General features: G+C 69.8%; 17 protein-coding genes, 2 pseudogenes and 1 riboswitch. Of the genes and pseudogenes, 12 read left to right on the top strand and 7 right to left on the bottom strand.

The genetic code is table 11. The features are described from left to right. Window positions 1–603 precede the first annotated feature (603 nt). The 4 genes from AAEM63_RS07520 (at window position 604) to AAEM63_RS07505 (ending at window position 3,154) form a co-directional block, all read left to right on the top strand. A complete protein-coding gene (locus AAEM63_RS07520) occupies window positions 604–1,620 on the top strand; it encodes a M23 family metallopeptidase (protein ID WP_341360927.1) in 1,017 nt (338 codons plus the stop codon). 180 nt (window positions 1,621–1,800) lie between these two features. Then, window positions 1,801–2,580, top strand: a complete 780-nt coding sequence (locus tag AAEM63_RS07515; RefSeq protein ID WP_341361334.1) for a prolipoprotein diacylglyceryl transferase family protein — start codon at window positions 1,801–1,803, stop codon at window positions 2,578–2,580. A gap of 71 nt (window positions 2,581–2,651) precedes the next feature. Further along, window positions 2,652–2,828 carry a hypothetical protein gene (locus AAEM63_RS07510; protein ID WP_341360926.1) on the top strand — a complete coding sequence of 59 codons (177 nt, stop codon included), beginning with the start codon at window positions 2,652–2,654 and terminating at the stop codon, window positions 2,826–2,828. After that, complete coding sequence (locus AAEM63_RS07505; protein ID WP_341360925.1) at window positions 2,825–3,154, top strand: DUF2933 domain-containing protein; 330 nt, start codon at window positions 2,825–2,827, stop codon at window positions 3,152–3,154. Before AAEM63_RS07510 ends, AAEM63_RS07505 begins: the two co-directional genes overlap by 4 nt. Here AAEM63_RS07505 and AAEM63_RS07500 read toward each other — a convergent pair. Together AAEM63_RS07500 and AAEM63_RS07495 are read right to left on the bottom strand one after the other, a co-directional pair. Beyond that, the gene (locus tag AAEM63_RS07500) at window positions 3,138–4,271 is read right to left on the bottom strand and encodes an ATP-binding protein (RefSeq protein WP_341360924.1); all 1,134 of its coding nucleotides are present in this window, start codon (window positions 4,269–4,271) and stop codon (window positions 3,138–3,140) included. The genes AAEM63_RS07505 and AAEM63_RS07500 overlap by 17 nt on opposite strands. Further along, complete coding sequence (locus tag AAEM63_RS07495) at window positions 4,268–4,984, bottom strand: response regulator transcription factor (RefSeq protein ID WP_341361333.1); 717 nt, start codon at window positions 4,982–4,984, stop codon at window positions 4,268–4,270. Before AAEM63_RS07495 ends, AAEM63_RS07500 begins: the two co-directional genes overlap by 4 nt. Before the next feature lie 341 nt (window positions 4,985–5,325). Between AAEM63_RS07495 and AAEM63_RS07490 the strand changes: the two genes are divergently transcribed. From AAEM63_RS07490 to AAEM63_RS07460, 7 genes are all read left to right on the top strand, one after another. Next, the gene (locus AAEM63_RS07490; RefSeq protein WP_341360923.1) at window positions 5,326–5,592 is read left to right on the top strand and encodes an SHOCT domain-containing protein; all 267 of its coding nucleotides are present in this window, start codon (window positions 5,326–5,328) and stop codon (window positions 5,590–5,592) included. A 2-nt stretch (window positions 5,593–5,594) separates the two neighbouring features. After that, window positions 5,595–7,076, top strand: coding sequence for a multicopper oxidase family protein (locus AAEM63_RS07485; RefSeq protein ID WP_341360922.1), 1,482 nt, complete (start codon window positions 5,595–5,597; stop codon window positions 7,074–7,076). A gap of 205 nt (window positions 7,077–7,281) precedes the next feature. Then, window positions 7,282–7,442, top strand: a riboswitch (cyclic di-AMP (ydaO/yuaA leader). A 129-nt stretch (window positions 7,443–7,571) separates the two neighbouring features. After that, the gene (locus tag AAEM63_RS07480) at window positions 7,572–8,255 is read left to right on the top strand and encodes a C40 family peptidase (RefSeq protein ID WP_341360921.1); all 684 of its coding nucleotides are present in this window, start codon (window positions 7,572–7,574) and stop codon (window positions 8,253–8,255) included. Window positions 8,256–8,319: 64 nt separating this feature from the next. After that, window positions 8,320–8,958 (top strand): DUF3105 domain-containing protein, encoded by a 639-nt coding sequence (locus tag AAEM63_RS07475; RefSeq protein ID WP_341360920.1) that lies wholly within the window; start codon window positions 8,320–8,322, stop codon window positions 8,956–8,958. Window positions 8,959–9,177: 219 nt separating this feature from the next. Further along, the gene (locus AAEM63_RS07470) at window positions 9,178–9,471 is read left to right on the top strand and encodes a glutaredoxin family protein (protein WP_341360919.1); all 294 of its coding nucleotides are present in this window, start codon (window positions 9,178–9,180) and stop codon (window positions 9,469–9,471) included. A 2-nt stretch (window positions 9,472–9,473) separates the two neighbouring features. Next, window positions 9,474–10,451, top strand: coding sequence for a cytochrome c biogenesis CcdA family protein (locus AAEM63_RS07465; protein WP_341360918.1), 978 nt, complete (start codon window positions 9,474–9,476; stop codon window positions 10,449–10,451). Between the two features lie 62 nt (window positions 10,452–10,513). Beyond that, on the top strand, window positions 10,514–11,062 hold the full coding sequence (locus tag AAEM63_RS07460) for a peroxiredoxin family protein (protein ID WP_341360917.1): 549 nt from the start codon (window positions 10,514–10,516) through the stop codon (window positions 11,060–11,062). 55 nt (window positions 11,063–11,117) lie between these two features. Here the strand turns inward: AAEM63_RS07460 and AAEM63_RS07455 are convergent, their stop codons facing one another. The 3 genes from AAEM63_RS07455 to AAEM63_RS07445 all read right to left on the bottom strand — a co-directional run bounded on the left by AAEM63_RS07455 (window position 11,118) and on the right by AAEM63_RS07445 (window position 13,433). Beyond that, window positions 11,118–11,867: an amino acid ABC transporter ATP-binding protein gene (locus AAEM63_RS07455; protein ID WP_341360916.1), complete on the bottom strand. Its 750-nt coding sequence runs from the start codon at window positions 11,865–11,867 to the stop codon at window positions 11,118–11,120. A 62-nt stretch (window positions 11,868–11,929) separates the two neighbouring features. Next, entirely contained in the window at window positions 11,930–12,595 is a 666-nt protein-coding gene (locus AAEM63_RS07450) for an amino acid ABC transporter permease (RefSeq protein ID WP_341360915.1), read from the bottom strand. Window positions 12,596–12,614: 19 nt separating this feature from the next. Next, on the bottom strand, window positions 12,615–13,433 hold the full coding sequence (locus AAEM63_RS07445) for an amino acid ABC transporter substrate-binding protein (protein WP_341360914.1): 819 nt from the start codon (window positions 13,431–13,433) through the stop codon (window positions 12,615–12,617). A gap of 1,233 nt (window positions 13,434–14,666) precedes the next feature. On the opposite strand from AAEM63_RS07445, the gene AAEM63_RS07440 reads away from it, so the two are divergent. Beyond that, window positions 14,667–15,149 carry a hypothetical protein gene (locus tag AAEM63_RS07440; protein ID WP_341360913.1) on the top strand — a complete coding sequence of 161 codons (483 nt, stop codon included), beginning with the start codon at window positions 14,667–14,669 and terminating at the stop codon, window positions 15,147–15,149. Between the two features lie 7 nt (window positions 15,150–15,156). Here the strand turns inward: AAEM63_RS07440 and AAEM63_RS07435 are convergent. Both AAEM63_RS07435 and AAEM63_RS07430 read right to left on the bottom strand, forming a co-directional pair. Beyond that, a pseudogene (locus AAEM63_RS07435) lies at window positions 15,157–15,363 on the bottom strand (transposase); the annotation flags it as partial. A gap of 169 nt (window positions 15,364–15,532) precedes the next feature. Next, a pseudogene (locus AAEM63_RS07430) lies at window positions 15,533–16,184 on the bottom strand (DDE-type integrase/transposase/recombinase); the annotation flags it as partial. Window positions 16,185–16,321 lie beyond the last annotated feature (137 nt).

Raw genomic sequence — 16,321 nt, 5'->3', positions numbered from 1 at the left:
GCGTGGACCCAGCCGCCGGCTCCCGCTCCGACCCGGCGCCAGCTCCGCCAGGCCGACCAACCGCCGCCTCCCGCTCCGACCCGGCGCCAGCTCCGCCAGGCCGACCAACCGCCGACTCCCGCTCCGACCCGGCGCCAGCTCCGCCAGGCCGACCAACCGCCGCCTCCCGCACCGACCCGGCGCCAGCTCCGCCAGGCCGACCAACCGCCGACTCCCGCACCGACCCGGCGCCAGCTCCGTCAGGCCGGTTCCGCCGAGGCTGACCGGTCCGAGCCGCCCACCCCCCAACCAGCCACGGGACCGAACCCCGCGTCCCGCCCGTCGGCAGCGTCAGCTGGTGCGAGCACCCGTCGCGAGCTGCGCACCCTGGCGGATGGACGCCTTGCCGCGGCCCTGTCGCCGAGCGACGCACCGGCTGCATCCGAGGAGCCGAGACCAGCGACTGACGGGGCCACGTCCTCCTCAGCGGCTCAACTGGCGAAGCGGTCCTCGCGCGCGGGCGGCGCGAACCCGTCCACTCCATCGCCCAGCGACCTTGTCCGCCCGCCCGAGCACGCGGTCGGGCCGGTCCGTCCCGACGACCGCGCCGCCTCAGGACGGACCGTGCCCGAGGGCGCGCTGACGACGTCGGCAGCACCGGAGGAGGCCGCCCGGGCGGCGCCGGTGGCTCCCGAAGAGCTGGACCGGCGTTGGCAGGCGATCGTCGGGACCGCCGGCGCGGCACGAAGGGAAACGGAGCACCCGGCAGTCGGGCAGGACCGCACCGAGGTCCTGACCCCGGCACCGTGCGAGCGTCGGCCCGGCTCGACGCACCGGCGCCGGCGATCCGCCGAACGGGGCGGGCACCGCAGTACCGCAGGGCGTGCCATGGTCGCCGGCGTGCTGGGTGTGCTGACCATCGGTGCCCCGTTCCTGGGTGCGGCAGAGCCGGGGCACGGGGCGCAAGCGTCCGCCGCGACGTCGGTGTCGACGCGGGCGAGCGTCCTTGTCACGCTCGACGCCGCAGCAGCCGGGGCGACGGTGGTTCCCCCGACCGGTCTGCTTGCCGATCCCACGGCAGCCGGTCGAGCCCTGATCACCCAGGCGTCGCGGGCAGGGATCCGCGGCGCTCTTCCCACCGGCGGCATCGACGGCGCCAACGGCGCACTGGCCGCGGTTGCCCCACGGGAGCGGATCGTCATGCCGGTGGCCCAGGGCACCTACCGGATCACGTCCCTCTACGGCTGGCGCAACAATCCGGTGGGGCCCGGGAGGGACTACCACGCCGGTGTCGACTTCGCCGCCCCTCTGAAGACGCCCATCTACGCCGTCGCCGACGGCATGGTGACCTACGTGGGTCCGGGCAAGGCAGGCCGGTCGGGCATGCTCATCATCCTCGAGCACGAGATCGACGACCGCACCGTCTACACCTGGTACAACCACGAGGATCCCGACGGCATGTACGTCGCGGTCGGCCAGCAGGTGAGCGCGGGCGAGGTCATCGCCGGGGTCGGCAACTACGGGCGCTCGACCGGGCCGCACCTGCACTTCGAGGTGCACACCGACGACGACCTCACCACCACCGAGCCGCTGACGTGGCTCGAGGACCAAGGCGCGGTCGACATCTCGCAGGTGCGGTAGGGCGATCCCTGCCGGGCATGTGCGGCCGTCGGCCGGTCGGGGCGAACTTCACCGGATGTTGACCGTACTGCCCACCTGCCGTTCGGGCGCGCCCGGAAGACTGGCACCGACGCGACGAACCGGCCGACCGGCCGGGGGTGTGCACGCGTCCGCAGCCGAACGGAGCATGCCTTGCGACCGGTGCTTTTCTCGATCCTCGGGATCGACGTACAGAGCTACGGTCTGAGCAAGGCACTGGCCGCGCTCGTGGCCGCGTGGTTGCTCGGTCGCGCGTTCGACACGCTTGGGCTGAAGAAGGACTCCGCCCACGCGCTGGTCCTGTGGGCCACGGTGTGGGGGTTCGCCGGCGCGAAGATCTACTTCCTGCTCGAGAGCCTGCCGGACGTGACCGTGCACGACCTCGGTGGCATGGGTTTCACCTGGTACGGCGGCCTCGTCGGGGGGCTCGGGGCGGCACTCGTCGTGATCCGCCGCCATCACCTGCCGGTGGGCACCGTCGCCGGTGCGGCGGCGGTCCCGCTCACCGTGGCGTACGGCATCGGACGTCTGGGATGCCTGGTCTCCGGCGACGGCACGTACGGGCGCCCCACCGACCTGCCGTGGGGCATGCGGTTCCCCTCCGGGGTCGTCGCCACCGATGTGCCGGTGCACCCCACCCCTGTGTACGAGGCCCTCGCTGCCGCACTCATCGCCGTCGCCCTGTGGCGACTGGCCGGCCGGCTGTCCCCCCTGGCGGTATTCGGCGTCTATCTGGTCCTCAGCGGCCTGTCCCGGTTCCTCGTCGAGTTCCTGCGCCTCAACGACGCCGCCGTGCTGGGCCTGACCCCGCCGCAGCTGTGGGCCCTCGCCAGTGTCGTCGCCGGCGTCCTGCTCGTCCTGCGGGCAGAACGCGTCACGTCGGATCCGAGCCCGAGGTCGCGGGAGAGCGCTGGTCGCCAAGCGACCAGCGTCCGGACCTGAGGTTCAGGAAAGATTCACCGGTTCTGCACGGGGCTGCTTCGGTCCGAGCCGCAGACTCAACAGAACGGTCGATGGGAGGGAGCATCACGATGGAGCTGGGCGCCTTGTTCCTGCTGCTCCTGGCCTGCCTCGTCTACATCGCGCTCGGCGTGTGGGCGATCTCGGCGATCTTCCCGGCCCTGAAGGACGACGAAACCGTCCCGGACGACATGCCCGTGACACTCACCGAGAAGGAGCCTCACCGATGACAACGCCCCCTGCCGGCCACAACCACTCGGGCAAGTCCCACCTGCTGGGCATGCTGGCCGCCGGACTGGTCGCCCTGGCCGTCCTGCTCGCCGCCGGCAGATCCTTCGGCGAGGCGCTGCCGCTGGCCGCCCTCCTCGCCTGCCCGCTGATGATGATCGGCATGCTGTTCATGATGGGCCGGGGCAGCAGCCACGGCGCACACGGGTCGGGTAGCCAGGGAGGTTCGTGCCATGCCGAGACCGACGACCGGCCGGTCGTCGAGCGCCTGACAGAGGTGTCCGGACGACCGGATGTCGCCGAACCGGAGGTCACCGGCCGGCCGTGACGCTCCCCCGAACGGGAAGTGTCACGGTGAACGTCGAACCCCTCCCTGGGCCGTCGCTCGCGGCGGTGACGGCGCCGTCGTGGGCATGGACGATGGCCCGCACGATCGCCAGTCCCACCCCGGAGCCGCCGTGCGCCCGGTCACGCGCGGTGTCGACGCGGTAGAACCGCTCGAACAGGTGCGGCAGGTGCTCATCGGGGATCCCCTCCCCGGAGTCGGAGACCGCGATGACAACCGTGGAACCGTCCTGACGCGCGAGGAGCCGGACGCGGCCACCCTGCGGGGTGTGTCTGAGCGCGTTGTCGAGAAGGTTGGTCAGCACCTGACCGAGGCGGTCACGATCGGCCACGACGACGGCGCCCGTGGCCGCGACGTCGATCGTCGTGTCCAGGTCGACCCCACGCGCCGCGAAACGTACCGCGGCCAGATCTCCGGCCGACCGGACCAGCGCGGCCACCTCCACAGGCTCACGCCGCATGCCCAGCCGGCCCTCCTCGGCGGTCGTCACCAGTGCGACGTCCTCGGCGAGCCGGGCCAACCGCCCGACCTGGGTGCGCAGCATGGTCAAGGTCTTCTCGTCCGGCCGCTCGACACCGTCGATGATCGCCTCGAGATAGCCGTCCAGCGTCGCGACCGGCGTGCGCATCTCGTGCGCCAGATCGCCGAGCATCCGGGTGCGGCTGGCTTCCACCGCACTGAGCTCGGCCGCCATGGTGTTGAAGGCCGCGCCCATGTCGTCGAACTCGCGTCCCATCCCCACATGAGGCATGCGGACGGAGTGGTCGCCGGCGGCCACCCGCTGCGATGCCGTGGTCGCGAGCTGGAGCGAGCGGGTGACGCGCCGTGACAGGAACAGGCTCACGGCCACCGCAGCGGCCAGCGCGGTCACCAGCGCCAGGGCCAACGAGACGGCCGAGGCGGTGCGGAAGGCTCGCTCCGCATGTTCGACCCCGGCAGGGTCACTCAGACCCGTGTCGATCATGTGGTCGTGGAAGACCGCCGGCCCGATGGCGATCGCCACCGCCCACGCCGTCCCGGCGGCGACGAGGACCACCGCCATCGTGGCCGCCAGGAGCCGGGCGGCCAGGCCCCACCGCTCCGGCCTGACCGGGCTCATTCTCCGGGGCCCATCCGGTACCCGACCCCGCGCACCGTCCGGACGAACACCGGCTCGGTCGGGTCGTCCCCCAGCTTGCGTCGCAGGTGCCCGACATGGACGTCCACGAGATGCTCGTCGCCGACCCACCCGTCGCCCCACACCTCATCGATCAGTGCCCGGCGGGTCAGGACCATCCGGGGACGTGACGCCAGTGCCGCGAGGACGTCGAACTCCGTCCGTGTCAGATCGACAAGTCGGCCGTCGACGGAGACCTCCCGCGCAGCGGCATCGAGGGTCAGACGACCGAACGAGGCAACCGCCTGGTCCGCCTGGACATGGCGGCGGGGCCGGCGCAGCATGGCTCGAACCCGAGCCATCAGCTCACGTGGGCTGAACGGCTTGGTCATGTAGTCATCCGCCCCGACGGACAGCCCGATGAGCTTGTCGACCTCCTCCACCCGGGCGGTCAGCATAATGATGTAGCAGTCCGAGAACGTCCGGACGGCTCGGCAGACCTCGACCCCGTCCACCCCCGGCAGGCCGAGGTCCAGCACCAGGATCCCCGGGTCCCACTGCCGCATCTGCGCGATCGCCGTCTCCCCGTCGCCTGCGACGGCGACCTCGAAGCCCTCCCGCTCGAAGTAGCCCGCCACCAGCTGTGCGAGTGGCGCCTCGTCATCGACGATCATCACTCGTGGCAGGTTCGGTCTGTCCGGGTTCAGCGCTTGCATGGACCCATTGTGCGGTCCGCTCAGCGGCGCCGACGGCAGCAGCAGGCCGCTGCTCGCCGTCTTCACCGGATCTTCATGGGCGGCTCTCGTCCGGATCTGCCGCGCACGGGCATCCGCCACCACCCGGACTCCCGAACCGACCACGTCGAAGAACGGAGCCTTGGAGCCGTCATGCCCGAAGGCCCATCCACACACTCCTCAGGTCGGGGCGGTGAAGGCTTCATGAAGAATCCCTGAACCGGTCGCTCACGAGGGGACGACCGGACGTCGTACACCTAAACTGGCTATACCCCGATGGGTATCTCGCCGGGGATACGAGCGGAGCGAGGAAGGGTGGTTCGATGATGTGGGACGGGTACGGGATGGGCGCGGGCGTGGGGGGGCTCGTCGTGGTGCTGCTCGTCGCCGGCGCTGTTGTCCTCGTCGTCGCCCTCCTTCGGAGCGGGCGGTCAGACCGCACACCCGACCTCAGAGGGCAGGGCGGCCGGGCACTCGACCCGGGGCCGGGCACCCCCCATGCGGAGCAGATCCTCGCCGAACGGTACTCACGTGGCGAGATCGGCGCAGAGGAGTACGAGGACCGCCTCCGACGGCTCCGGGGCAGGTGATGATGGAACCGATCAGCAGGCGACAGGCCCTGCTGCTGGGTGCACTCGGCACCGGCGGTGTGGTCGCCGGTGCCCTGGGGCTCGCACGCGCCGGCGCGCCGGGGGGCTCCGGAACAGGCCCCGGAGACGACTCGACCCCGCGTCTGGCCGGCGGCGCCGACCTCGTGGAACCCGAGGAGCTCTCCAGTACGGGCGGCCGCCTCCGGGTCGAGCTGACGATGGCGGAGGCAGAGGTCGACGTGGGGGGCCGCCGGGCGCGGCTGCTCACGTACAACGGCACCGTGCCAGGGCCTACCTTGCGTCTGCGCCCCGGGGACACGCTCCAGGTACGGCTGGTGAACCAGCTCGACGCGCCCACGAACCTCCATGTGCACGGTCTGCACGTCTCCCCCGAGGGCAACGGTGACAACCCGTTCCTGAGCATCGAGCCGGGCGAGGCCTTCGACTACGAGTTCGTGCTGCGTGCCGACCATCCCACCGGGACGTTCTGGTACCACCCGCACCGCCACGGCCACGTCGCCGACCAGATCTTCGGCGGGCTGTACGGCGCGATCGTCGTGGAGGACGACCTCCCGATGAGCCGGGAGCGGATCCTCATCGTCTCCGACCTCTCCCTCGAGGCGGACGGCAGCGTCTCCCGACCCACGATGCAGGACCAGATGATGGGCCGCGAGGGCAGCATCGTCCTCGTCAACGGCCAGGTCCGGCCCCGGGTCACCGCCGCACCCGGCGAACGGCAGCGATGGCGGGTGATCAACGCCTGCACCTCTCGGCATCTTCTGCTGGACCTGGCGGACCAGCCCGTCGACCTGCTCGGTGTCGACCTCGGACGCTCCGCCTCTCTGCGTGCGGCCGAGGGGGTGCTCCTCGCTCCCGGCAACCGGGCCGACCTCCTCGTCACCCCCCGTGCCGGACGGGCACCGTGGCGGGCTCTCCCTTATGACCGCGGCGGCATGGGGATGGGAATGGGGATGGGGATGGGGGGCGCCCCGGGCCCTGATTCGGCCGACCTGGCCATACTGGAGGTGAGCGGCGCGACGGTCGAGCCGCCGCCGTTGCCGGCCGCGACCGCTCCGGCCGATCTCCGGACGGTGGAACCCGCTCGGCGTCGGCTCATCACGTTCACCATGGGCATGGGCATGGGCGGCGGCATGTCGTTCGGCTTCGACGACCGGTCCTTCGACCCAGCCCGCACCGACCAGGAGATCGTCGCCGGCACGGTGGAGGAGTGGACGCTGGACAACCCCACCCCCATGGACCACCCATTCCACCTCCACGTCTGGCCGATGCAGGTGGTGGAGTCGGACGGCGAGGCGGTCGCGGACCCGATGTGGCGCGACGTCGTCGAGGTCCCGGCCGGGGGCAGCCGGGTGGTGCGGATCGCCTTCGACGACTTCGCGGGCCGGTCCGTGTATCACTGCCACATCCTCGACCACGAGGACGCCGGGATGATGGGGGTGGTGGATGTCCGCCCGGCCCGGTAGGGGTCCGACCACGAGTTCTGCCCGACGGACTGGTTCGCGGAGCACCGACATCCCGACCCAATCGGCACGGGTATTCACGACAGTTTCCATGAAGGTTCGATCAACCCTGTTACCGGAACGTGACAGCGCCGCGACCGCCCCCATAGCGTGGCAGCGTTCCCCGGCACGCTGCCTGGGAGCCCGGACGGGCGTCGAGCCCCGCTGCCGTCCGCGTCTGGCAGACCTCGGCGGGGACGGGGGAACCAGTGTGTACGGGCACGGCCAACCGTGCCCTAGGGGTGAAGCCAGGCCTTCTCACGCAGGCCTGACCGGGTGCACTCCCGCCCGAACCCGACAGCTCACCCCGCAGGCGCAAGGAGCGACATGTCCCGACCTGGGTCCCGTGGGCGCCACCGCGCCCCCCGTCATCCCTCCACGCCTCTGACACTGGCCCTCGCCGGGCTCCCCGCGCATCGGTCACTCGCCGTTATCGCCTCCTCCGGTCTGGTGATCACCATGGCCGCGACGTCGGCCACCGCGGTCCCCTCCGGCGGAGCGCTTCCCAACGTCGACGCCGGAGCGGCCACGCGTGAGGCCCTGACGGCGATCATCACCACCCCCACGGTCAAGGTCCCGGCCGACGTCAGCTGGAACCTCGACGCAATTGCCACGGTGCAGGCGACACCCCGGCCCGAACCCGTGACGGCGCCGGCGCCGGCGCCGGCGCCGGCTGAGCCGGAGCCGGAGTCTGCCGTCGACCGCACCGTCCCGGCAGCCTCGCGGAGCGCGGCGCGACCCGAGGCCGCACCGGCTCCGCCGGCACCTGACACGCCGGTCGCCGCCGCACCGGCCCTGACCGCGACCGTGTCCGGGCAGGCGATCGTGGACTATGCCCGGACCTTCCTCGGGGTGCCGTACGTCTGGGGCGGCACCACCCCCGCAGGCTTCGACTGCTCGGGTTTCACCCAGTACGTGTACGCCCGTTTCGGCGTCTCCCTGCCCCGGACGTCCTCGGCGCAGGCCACTGTCGGTACTCGGGTCTCCGCAGCAGACGCCCGTCCCGGGGACCTCGTCACCTGGCCCGGCCATGTGGGCGTGTACACCGGCAACGGCAACAACATCGCCGCCCGCCAGCCCGGCACTCCGCTGACCGAGGGGCCGATCTACAACTCGAACCCGACGTTCATCCGCGTCACCTGACCACTCGACCGACGACTCCGGTCGCGGATACTCCTCGGTGGACACCTGAAACTCATGGAGAAGTGTGAGCAACCCCAAGCAGCGGGCCGACCGCTTGGCGAAGGTGGCAGCCCTGCGGGCCGAACAGGTCCGCAGGGAACGCCGTCGGCAGCTCGTCATCGTCGCGGCGGTCGCCGTCGTGATCCTGGCCCTCGTCGGGACGACCACCGCGGTGATCCTCGGCGCGCGCACCGAGCAGGCGGCCGTGGAGGCCGCTGCCGAGCAACCCATCCCCGACGTCGAGGAGACCACGGACCTCTCCGCCAACCACGTCGAGGCCGCGATCGCCCCCTCAGCGCGGCCCCCGCTCGGCGGCGACCACGACCCCGTGTGGCAGAACTGCGGCACCTACGACGATCCGGTCCCCACCGCTAACGCTGTGCACTCCCTCGAGCACGGCGCCGTGTGGGTCACGTACCAGCCCGACCTACCGGCGGACGAGCTCGCCACGCTGCGGGAACTCGTCGAGGGCGAGGCCTACGCACTGCTGAGCCCCTACCCCGACCTCGCGGCCCCCGTCGTCCTCACCGCCTGGGGGGTCCAGCTCGAGCTCGACGACGCCGGCGACGAGCGGATCCCTACCTTCCTCACCAAGTACCTGCAGGGCGAGCAAACCCCCGAGCCGGGCGCCTCCTGCACCGGCGGCAACGGCACCCCTCTCTGACGGGCGATGCCCACACCCGGGCGCATGGGGTGACTCCGCAGAGCTCCACAACCAACGGCGGTTCGCGCGGCGCGCAGGCCGGCGCCGTCGCGCCGGCGCCCCGGTCCAGGAACTTCATCGATTCTTGACCGCACGCTCGTCACGGCGCGGGGTCGACTCGGACACGCTGTCCTGGTGCCCGAAACTCAACAGACCCCGCCGAGCGCCGATGATGACGCGATGCCGACCGCCGTCGTGCGGGTGACCGTGGTGCACGCACCGGCGTGCCACTTCTGCGAGGACGCCGAGCGAGCGCTGGACACGCTTGCCGAGCGTTTCCCCCTGGACGTCGACACCGTCGACATCGACTCCGCCGAGGGCCAGCGCCTCGTCGCCGCGCACCGGCCGGCGATGAACCCGCTGGTCCTGGTCGACGGGTCGTTCTTCAGCTCCGGGCGACTCCCCCGCCGCAAGCTGGAGAAGCTGCTTGCGCGGGCCGTTCCGGTCGTGTCGGCCCGACCGGCGGGGCGGTAGCCGTGGGCAGCGAGCTCCTAGCCACGGGTAGCGTGCTGGCCGCGTTCTTCGCCGGCGGGGTTGCCCTGTTCGCTCCGTGCTGCATCGTCTTTCTCGCTCCCAGTTACCTCGCCGGGGCGGTGAAGAACCGGCGCTGGCGCCTGCTGCCGCTCACGTTCGTCTTCGCCGCGGGGCTCGCCCTGGTTCTTGTGCCCATCACCCTGGGCATGAGCCTCGTGGCAGGGGCGATCGCCCAGTACCACCAGCCCCTGTACTGGGCCGGCGGCCTCCTCATGATCGCCCTGGCGGCCCTCGCCGTCTCCGGCCGGATGTGGTCCCTGCCCAGCTTCCTGAGGGCCCCGGACACCTCACGCGGTGACACCGCGAGCTTCTTCGCCCTCGGCGTCTTCTCCGGCATCGCGTCGTCCTGCTGCGCCCCGGTCCTCGCCGGCGTCATGACCCTGTCGGCCCTGTCCGGCTCCCCCGCCGGCGGTGTGGTCCTGGGCCTGGCCTACGTCTTCGGCATGGTCTTCCCGCTCTTCGTCATGGCACTGCTCTGGGACAGGGCACGCCTGGGCGAGCGGAAGCTGTTCCGCGCCCGGCTCGTCAAGATCCGCCTCGGCGCACGGACCGTCGTGACCAACACGCTGAACCTCGCCGTCGCGATCGCCTTCACGATCATGGGCATCTTCGTCATCGCGCTCGCCGGCAGCCCCGACATGACCGGCGGCACCGCAGCCCAGGCCGCCACGGGCGAAGGCCTCGCAGAGATCTTCGGACGCATACAGACATGGCTCAGCCCCGTGCCCGAACCGCTGCTCGGGCTGGCGCTGCTCGCGCTGGCTGCCGTCTTCGTCCTCTCGACGCTGCGCGACCGGGGCAGGCGCGCAGCCGACGGCTCGGCAACGCGCAGCGACACCACGATCGGCACCACCGACACGGCCGAGGGTGCCTCGACGCACGACCACGACACCACCACTCACGAAGGACTGACCCGATGACCGCCCGGACCAGCGCCGCTCCCACCAAGAGCCGAAACGCAGCACCCAGGAGCCCCCGCGCCTTGCAGGAAGCACGCCTCCGTCGCCAGCGCATCGCCTGGCTCGTCGGCCTGCTCGTCATCGTCGCCGCTGTGACCTTCGGGCTCATCACCTCCCGACCCGGCGCCTCCACCGACACCCGGCTGGCCCCGGACTTCACCCTTCCCACGACCGATGGAGCATCCGTCACCCTCTCGGAGCTGCGCGGCAGCCCCGTCCTGCTCTACTTCAACGAAGGAGCCGGCTGCGCCGCCTGCACCGTCCAGATGGCCGAGATCGAGAAGCAGACCGGCTTCGCCGAGGCAGGAATCACCGTCCTGCCGATCGTCATGAACACCGCCGAGCAGATCCTCCCCGACATGCAGCGCTACGGCGCCACCACCCCCTACCTAATCGACGACGGCAGAGTCTCCGATGCATACGGGACGCTCGGCACCGGCATGCACGCCGGACTTCCGGGCCACGGTTTCGTCCTCATCGACGCCGACGGCGTCCAGCTCTGGCAGGGCGAGTACCCCTCCATGTGGCTCGAGCCGACAGATCTCCTCCAGGAGGTCACCTCACGCCTGTGAGGCGACCTATCTAGCAGCCACGCAGGAGTCAGAACTCGTGCGCGCCGCACGCCACTCAGATCGGGTCGAGGATTCGGCGCAGGAACTGCCGGGTGCGCTCGTGCGCCGGCGCCGTCAAGACCTCGCGGGGTGGCCCCTCCTCCACGATCACGCCGCCGTCGAGGAAGACGACGTGGTCGGCCACCTGCTGGGCGAACCGGATCTCGTGCGTGACGACAACCATCGTCCAGCCCTCGCCCGCCAGGTCACGCATGACCCGCAGGACGTCGCCCACGATCTCCGGGTCGAGCGCCGACGTGGGCTCGTCGAAAAGCATCAGCGCCGGCCGGATCGCCAGTGCGCGGGCGATGCCGACGCGCTGCTGTTGCCCGCCGGAGAGCTGGTAGGGGTACGCGTCGGCCTTATCCGCGAGCCCCACCTTGGCCAGGAGCGCGTGAGCCGCCGCCACCGCCTCGTCACGCGGACGCCCCTGGACGTAGACCGGGCCCTCGACGACGTTCTCCAGCGCCGTGCGGTGCGGGAAGAGATTGTGTGCCTGGAACACCATGCCGGACCGGGCCCGCAGCCGGCGCAGCGCCGCCGGCCCCGGCCGGGTGGCGAAGTCCACCGTCACGTCACCGATGCGCACCGTGCCTCGCTCCGGTACCTCCAGCGCGTTGAGGCAGCGCAGCATCGTCGTCTTGCCGGAGCCGGAGGGACCGATCAGGACGGTGACGCTGCCGGGTGCGACGTCGAGGTCGATGCCGCGCAGCACTTCGTGGGAACCGAATGCCTTGTGCAGTCCCCGCAGCTCGAGCAGGCTCATCCGTCCCTCCAGCTCCGGCCGGCCGGGCGCCGCCGTCGGCTCGTTCGCGGGCTCCGGGCCACTCATACTGTCACGTACCGCGAGAGGCGCCGCTCCAGACGGGACTGCCCGGCCGAGAGCACGAAGCAGATCGCCCAGTAGATCGCCGCCGCGAGCGTGTAGAGCTCCAGGAACGCGAACGACGGCGCAGCGATCTCCTGGGCCTTGCGCATCATCTCGGTCACCAGGATGGTCGAGGCCAGCGACGTGTCCTTGACCAGCGAGATGAAGGTGTTCGACAGCGACGGCACGGCCACCCGCAGAGCCTGCGGCAGCACGACCCGCCGCATCGTCATCCGGTAGCCCATCCCGACCGTCTGCGCGGCCTCCCACTGCCCACGCGGCACGGCGAGGATCGCCGCCCGGATGGCCTCGGAGGCGTATCCGCCGACGTTGATGGAGAAGGCGATGACCGCCGACGGGAACGGGTCCAGGACCACACCGAACGACGGCATCGCGTAGAAGATGATGAACAGCTGCACGAGCAGCGGAGTCCCGCGCACCACCGACACGTACGCCCGGGCCGCCCCAGAGACCAGCCGCCGACGCGAGAGCCGCATCAGAGCGACGACGAGCGCGATAACCAGCCCGACGGTGAAGGAGATCAGCGTCAGGGGGATCGTGCCCGCGACGGCGCCGGTCAGCAGCGGGACCACCGAGTCGAGGACGAGCTGGATCCGCTCGTTCACCGTGCGCCGGCCCGCGCGGTCACTGGGAGACGTCCTGCCCGAACCACTTCTCGGAGATCTCGGTCAGGGTCCCGTTCGCGCGCAGCTCCTCCAGGGCCCCATTCACGGCGTCGAGGAGGCCGGAGTCCTTACGCATGGCGAGTGCCTGCTCGCCACCCTCGTCGACCTCGAACGCGATCTTGACATCGGTGTCGCCGGTGGTCCTCAGGTAGTCGAGCACGGCCAGGTTGTCGTTGAAGGTCAGGTCGATCCTGCCCTGCTCCACCAACGCCAGCGACTGGCTCAGCCCCTCGACCGTCTCAACCTGCGCACCCGCCTCCGTGGCGAGCGTGTGCCAGTTCGACGTCGCGGACTGCGCCGCCGTGCGACCCTCGACGTCCTCGATTGAGGTGATCTCGGTGTCGTCGGCCCGGGTGACGACGACACCAGTGGACACCGTGTAAGGATCGGAGAGGTCGTACTTCGCCTGACGCTCCTCGTTGATGGTCACCTGGTTTGCGATGACGTCGTAGCGGCCCGCCTCCAGCCCCGCGAAGATCGCGTCGAACTGCGTCTCGCTGAACTCCGCCTCCACGCCGAGCTGCTCCGCGACGGCAGTGACCACCTCGACGTCGTAGCCCGTCAGTTCGTTCGTCTGTGGGTCGTGGAACGTGAAGGGCGAGTAGGTCCCCTCGGTGCCCACCCTCAGCACCCCGGACTCCTGGATCTGAGCGAGAGCGTCCTCCCCCGCCGCCGTCGTCGTCGTCGCAGAATCCCCCGAGGGCGATCCCCCTGAGCAGGCGGCGAGACCCGCTGTCAGCGCCGTCGCCAGGCCGATCAAGAAAGTTGCTCGGTTCATACGTCCTTCTCCTCTGTGGGGCGGACCGGTCGGCCCGTTCTGGGTGGAATCCGCCGGCGACTGAAACGGTCAACGGCGCTCTTCTCGGGTATGAGCCTCGAGGGGGCTATGCGGCGCGTTCGGCGCATCGCGGGGTCGTGCAGGTCGGAGCGGGATCGCTCAACAACACAGAAGGAGCACGGCCATAGGACCGACTCTAGCCCGTCGGTCCGGCCTGCCCAAAATTCGGCTCAGGCTCTGCGAATGACCTGCCGGCAAGGCAGGTCACGATCTTCGTTTGGTTCAAGTTCAACGAACGTTCGGTGAAACCGTGCGGGTCAAGGCCACTGAAGTGGTGTACGGGCTCGGCGGTTCCCTTTTCCCGGGCGTTCGGCGCGGAGGGCGGCGAGGGGTTTGGTGGTGACCTCCTTCGGGTTGGGGGCTGGTGGCTGAGGCGTGACTCAGCGAGGACGTCGAGGCCGAGATATGAAGTCATTTGGTCAATTTGTGGCTCTTCGCAGTTGAAGGTGTATCCGGCGTCGCGGGCAGCGTGAGTGTCGGGGGCAGCGTGACGGCGGCCGGGTAGAGGGCCGAGGTCTTCCGATCATGGAGTCTTCTCACGCCGCCCATCCGGAAGACCTCGACGTGCCTGACGCTCACATGAGAGTTTGTGGCCGGAAAGTGCCATGTCCACTTGTGTCCATACGAGATTGTCACGCTCGCCGAGTATTCCTGCCAATGTCGAGTTGTGCGATTAGCGCACCTGCCTGCTCGGCGGACCACTTCGATGGAAGGAAAGCAATGAGGCGAATCCTGTCGGCCCTCGGCCTCGCCATACTCATACCCCTGCTCACTCTGGCGCCTGCGAACGCCCTGGTTGCTACCAGCCCCGCTGCCGCATCCGGTGACGTCACGATCATGCACAACGTCACATGCACTGGAGACGTCAACCCGCCGACTAGAAGTGGCAATGCCGTCAGCGTCAGCGGCGCCGTCGAATGCACAGGCTCAGTCGACGTGGCAAACACGTACATCACCGTTCAGATCTACGAGAACGGGGCGTGGCGCAATTACGGGAATGTCACGTCTACGTCCTCGACTGCACGCACTCTCATTCTGTCCGATGGGGCGACACTGAAGCCTGGGACTTGGCAATACCGAGGACGTATTCATCGCGAGGCCTTCCATGGCAACTGGGGCTCGAACGACTGGTACGGGCCCGGTCAGGTCTTTACGGCCTGAACCTTCGGCGAGATGATCTCTCCCATGAGACAACGATGGAACGACCGCCAGGTCCAGAACGCCCTGGACCTGGCGGTCGAGTCGTTCGCCGGGCGGCGTACACCATCGGAACTCCTAGAAGTGCGCCGGGACGACGCCTACCTGGGGCTCGTGCCGCTCGAAGGTGCCGCATCGAGTTGGGCTTTAGTCGCGATGATCACCCCTCGTGGCGGTCGTCCGACGCCACATGAACTGCTTTCCGTGGTCCGGGTCGACCGAGACAACTACTTTGCGGAGGGCGCCGCGTGGTGGCCGGAGCCCGGGTCTCCACACTGGGCGTGGGCGGTTGGGCGAGCCCCAAAGGGCGCCATCGAGGTGATGGCCACCTACACGGGCGTCTCGAAGGTTCTTCCGATATCCGAGGCCGGCTGGTTCGGCCACATCACTCCACTGCATGAGCAGGGCGACCGCATAGCAGTTTCCGTGCGCGACGGCACGGGCTTACGGGGTCTTTGAAGGCTCTTCACAGATGAGGGTGTAGGCGGGGTCTGAATCCGCCGGCCTCAAGCAGTGAGCGGGCGATGTAGTTGGTGAGGTTGCGGAATCCCAGCGCGGAGCCGCGCAGGTGCTCGAGCCGGCCGTTGATCGCCTCCGTGGGTCCGTTGGACGTGCCGGGGCGGTCGAATTAGGCCAGGACGTCGGCGGCCCGCTTCTTGAGGGTGCGACCGAGTGGGAATGACAACCCCATCTGGCCCCGCTGTGCTGTCTTGATTTGGCCCCACTCTCGGGTGTGTGGGGTTCCGCTGCGCCCTCTCTCTCGCGCGGGGGGTGCCCCTATCTCCTTCGTCAAGCGGCGAGGGGTTGCGGAACCTGTCAACCTGTTTGAGCCAGTAGCGGTCTTAATTCGTTGAGTTTGCCGTCTCTGTCGGCGCGGGCCGGTTGATCCATGCTGTCTCGGGCAGGGCCAGTGGGGCGGGCGGGTGGCGGACGAAGCGTTCGGGATGGGCGGCGTAGGCGCCGGTCAGGACCTGGGTGCGGTGGTCCTGGACGGTGGCGGCCCGGCCGTGGTGGACGTCGATGGGCCGATGCATGCCGATCCCGGAGTGGCGGTGCTCGGTGTTGTACCAGTTGTAGAACTCGGCGAAGAACGCGCGGGCGTCCTCGATCGAGCCGAACTGGCGGGGAAACTCCGGGCGGTACTTCAGGGTCTTGAACTGGGCCTCGGAGTAGGGGTTGTCGTTGGAGACGTGCGGGCGGCTGTGCGACTTTCGTCACGCCCAGGTCGGCCAGGAGGAACGCGACCGGTTTGGAGGCCATCGAGGAGCCGTTGTCGGCGTGGATGCTGAGCCGGCCGCGGTCGACGCCCTGCTTGTTGATGGTCTCCATCAGCAGCCGCTCGGCCAGCGGTGCGGACTCTCTCGTGGCGACCATCCAGCCCACGGTGTACCGGGAGAAGATGTCGATGATCGAGTACAGGTAGTAATAGGTCCACTTCGCTGGGCCGTGCAGCTTGGTGATGTCCGCGACCCAGAGCTGGTTCGGGGCGGTCGCGGTGAAGTCTCGGTCGACTAGGTCCGGCCGGGTGTCCGGCCCGGTCCCCGGGATCGTGGTGCGGTGCCTGCCGGTCCGTACAACACCGTTCATGCCCTCCTGGCGCATGAGCCGGTCGATCGTGCAGTGGGCCACCG

It is taken from the genome of Georgenia sp. M64 (assembly GCF_038049925.1).
Lineage (GTDB): Bacteria > Actinomycetota > Actinomycetes > Actinomycetales > Actinomycetaceae > Georgenia.
Note: the sequence above shows the minus strand (reverse complement) of the source record. Positions and strands in the feature narration are given on the sequence as shown.

Bases quoted from the DNA above. Each gene is read 5' to 3' on its own strand.
- AAEM63_RS07510 (WP_341360926.1), top strand. From the start codon at position 2,652: ATGGGAGGGAGCATCACGATGGAGCTGGGCGCCTTGTTCCTGCTGCTC.
- AAEM63_RS07505 (WP_341360925.1), top strand. From the start codon at position 2,825: ATGACAACGCCCCCTGCCGGCCACAACCACTCGGGCAAGTCCCACCTG.
- AAEM63_RS07500 (WP_341360924.1), bottom strand. From the start codon at position 4,271: ATGAGCCCGGTCAGGCCGGAGCGGTGGGGCCTGGCCGCCCGGCTCCTG.
- AAEM63_RS07495 (WP_341361333.1), bottom strand. From the start codon at position 4,984: ATGCAAGCGCTGAACCCGGACAGACCGAACCTGCCACGAGTGATGATC.
- AAEM63_RS07490 (WP_341360923.1), top strand. From the start codon at position 5,326: ATGATGTGGGACGGGTACGGGATGGGCGCGGGCGTGGGGGGGCTCGTC.
- AAEM63_RS07485 (WP_341360922.1), top strand. From the start codon at position 5,595: ATGGAACCGATCAGCAGGCGACAGGCCCTGCTGCTGGGTGCACTCGGC.
- AAEM63_RS07480 (WP_341360921.1), top strand. From the start codon at position 7,572: ATGGCCGCGACGTCGGCCACCGCGGTCCCCTCCGGCGGAGCGCTTCCC.
- AAEM63_RS07470 (WP_341360919.1), top strand. From the start codon at position 9,178: ATGCCGACCGCCGTCGTGCGGGTGACCGTGGTGCACGCACCGGCGTGC.
- AAEM63_RS07455 (WP_341360916.1), bottom strand. From the start codon at position 11,867: ATGAGCCTGCTCGAGCTGCGGGGACTGCACAAGGCATTCGGTTCCCAC.
- AAEM63_RS07445 (WP_341360914.1), bottom strand. From the start codon at position 13,433: ATGAACCGAGCAACTTTCTTGATCGGCCTGGCGACGGCGCTGACAGCG.
- AAEM63_RS07440 (WP_341360913.1), top strand. From the start codon at position 14,667: ATGATCTCTCCCATGAGACAACGATGGAACGACCGCCAGGTCCAGAAC.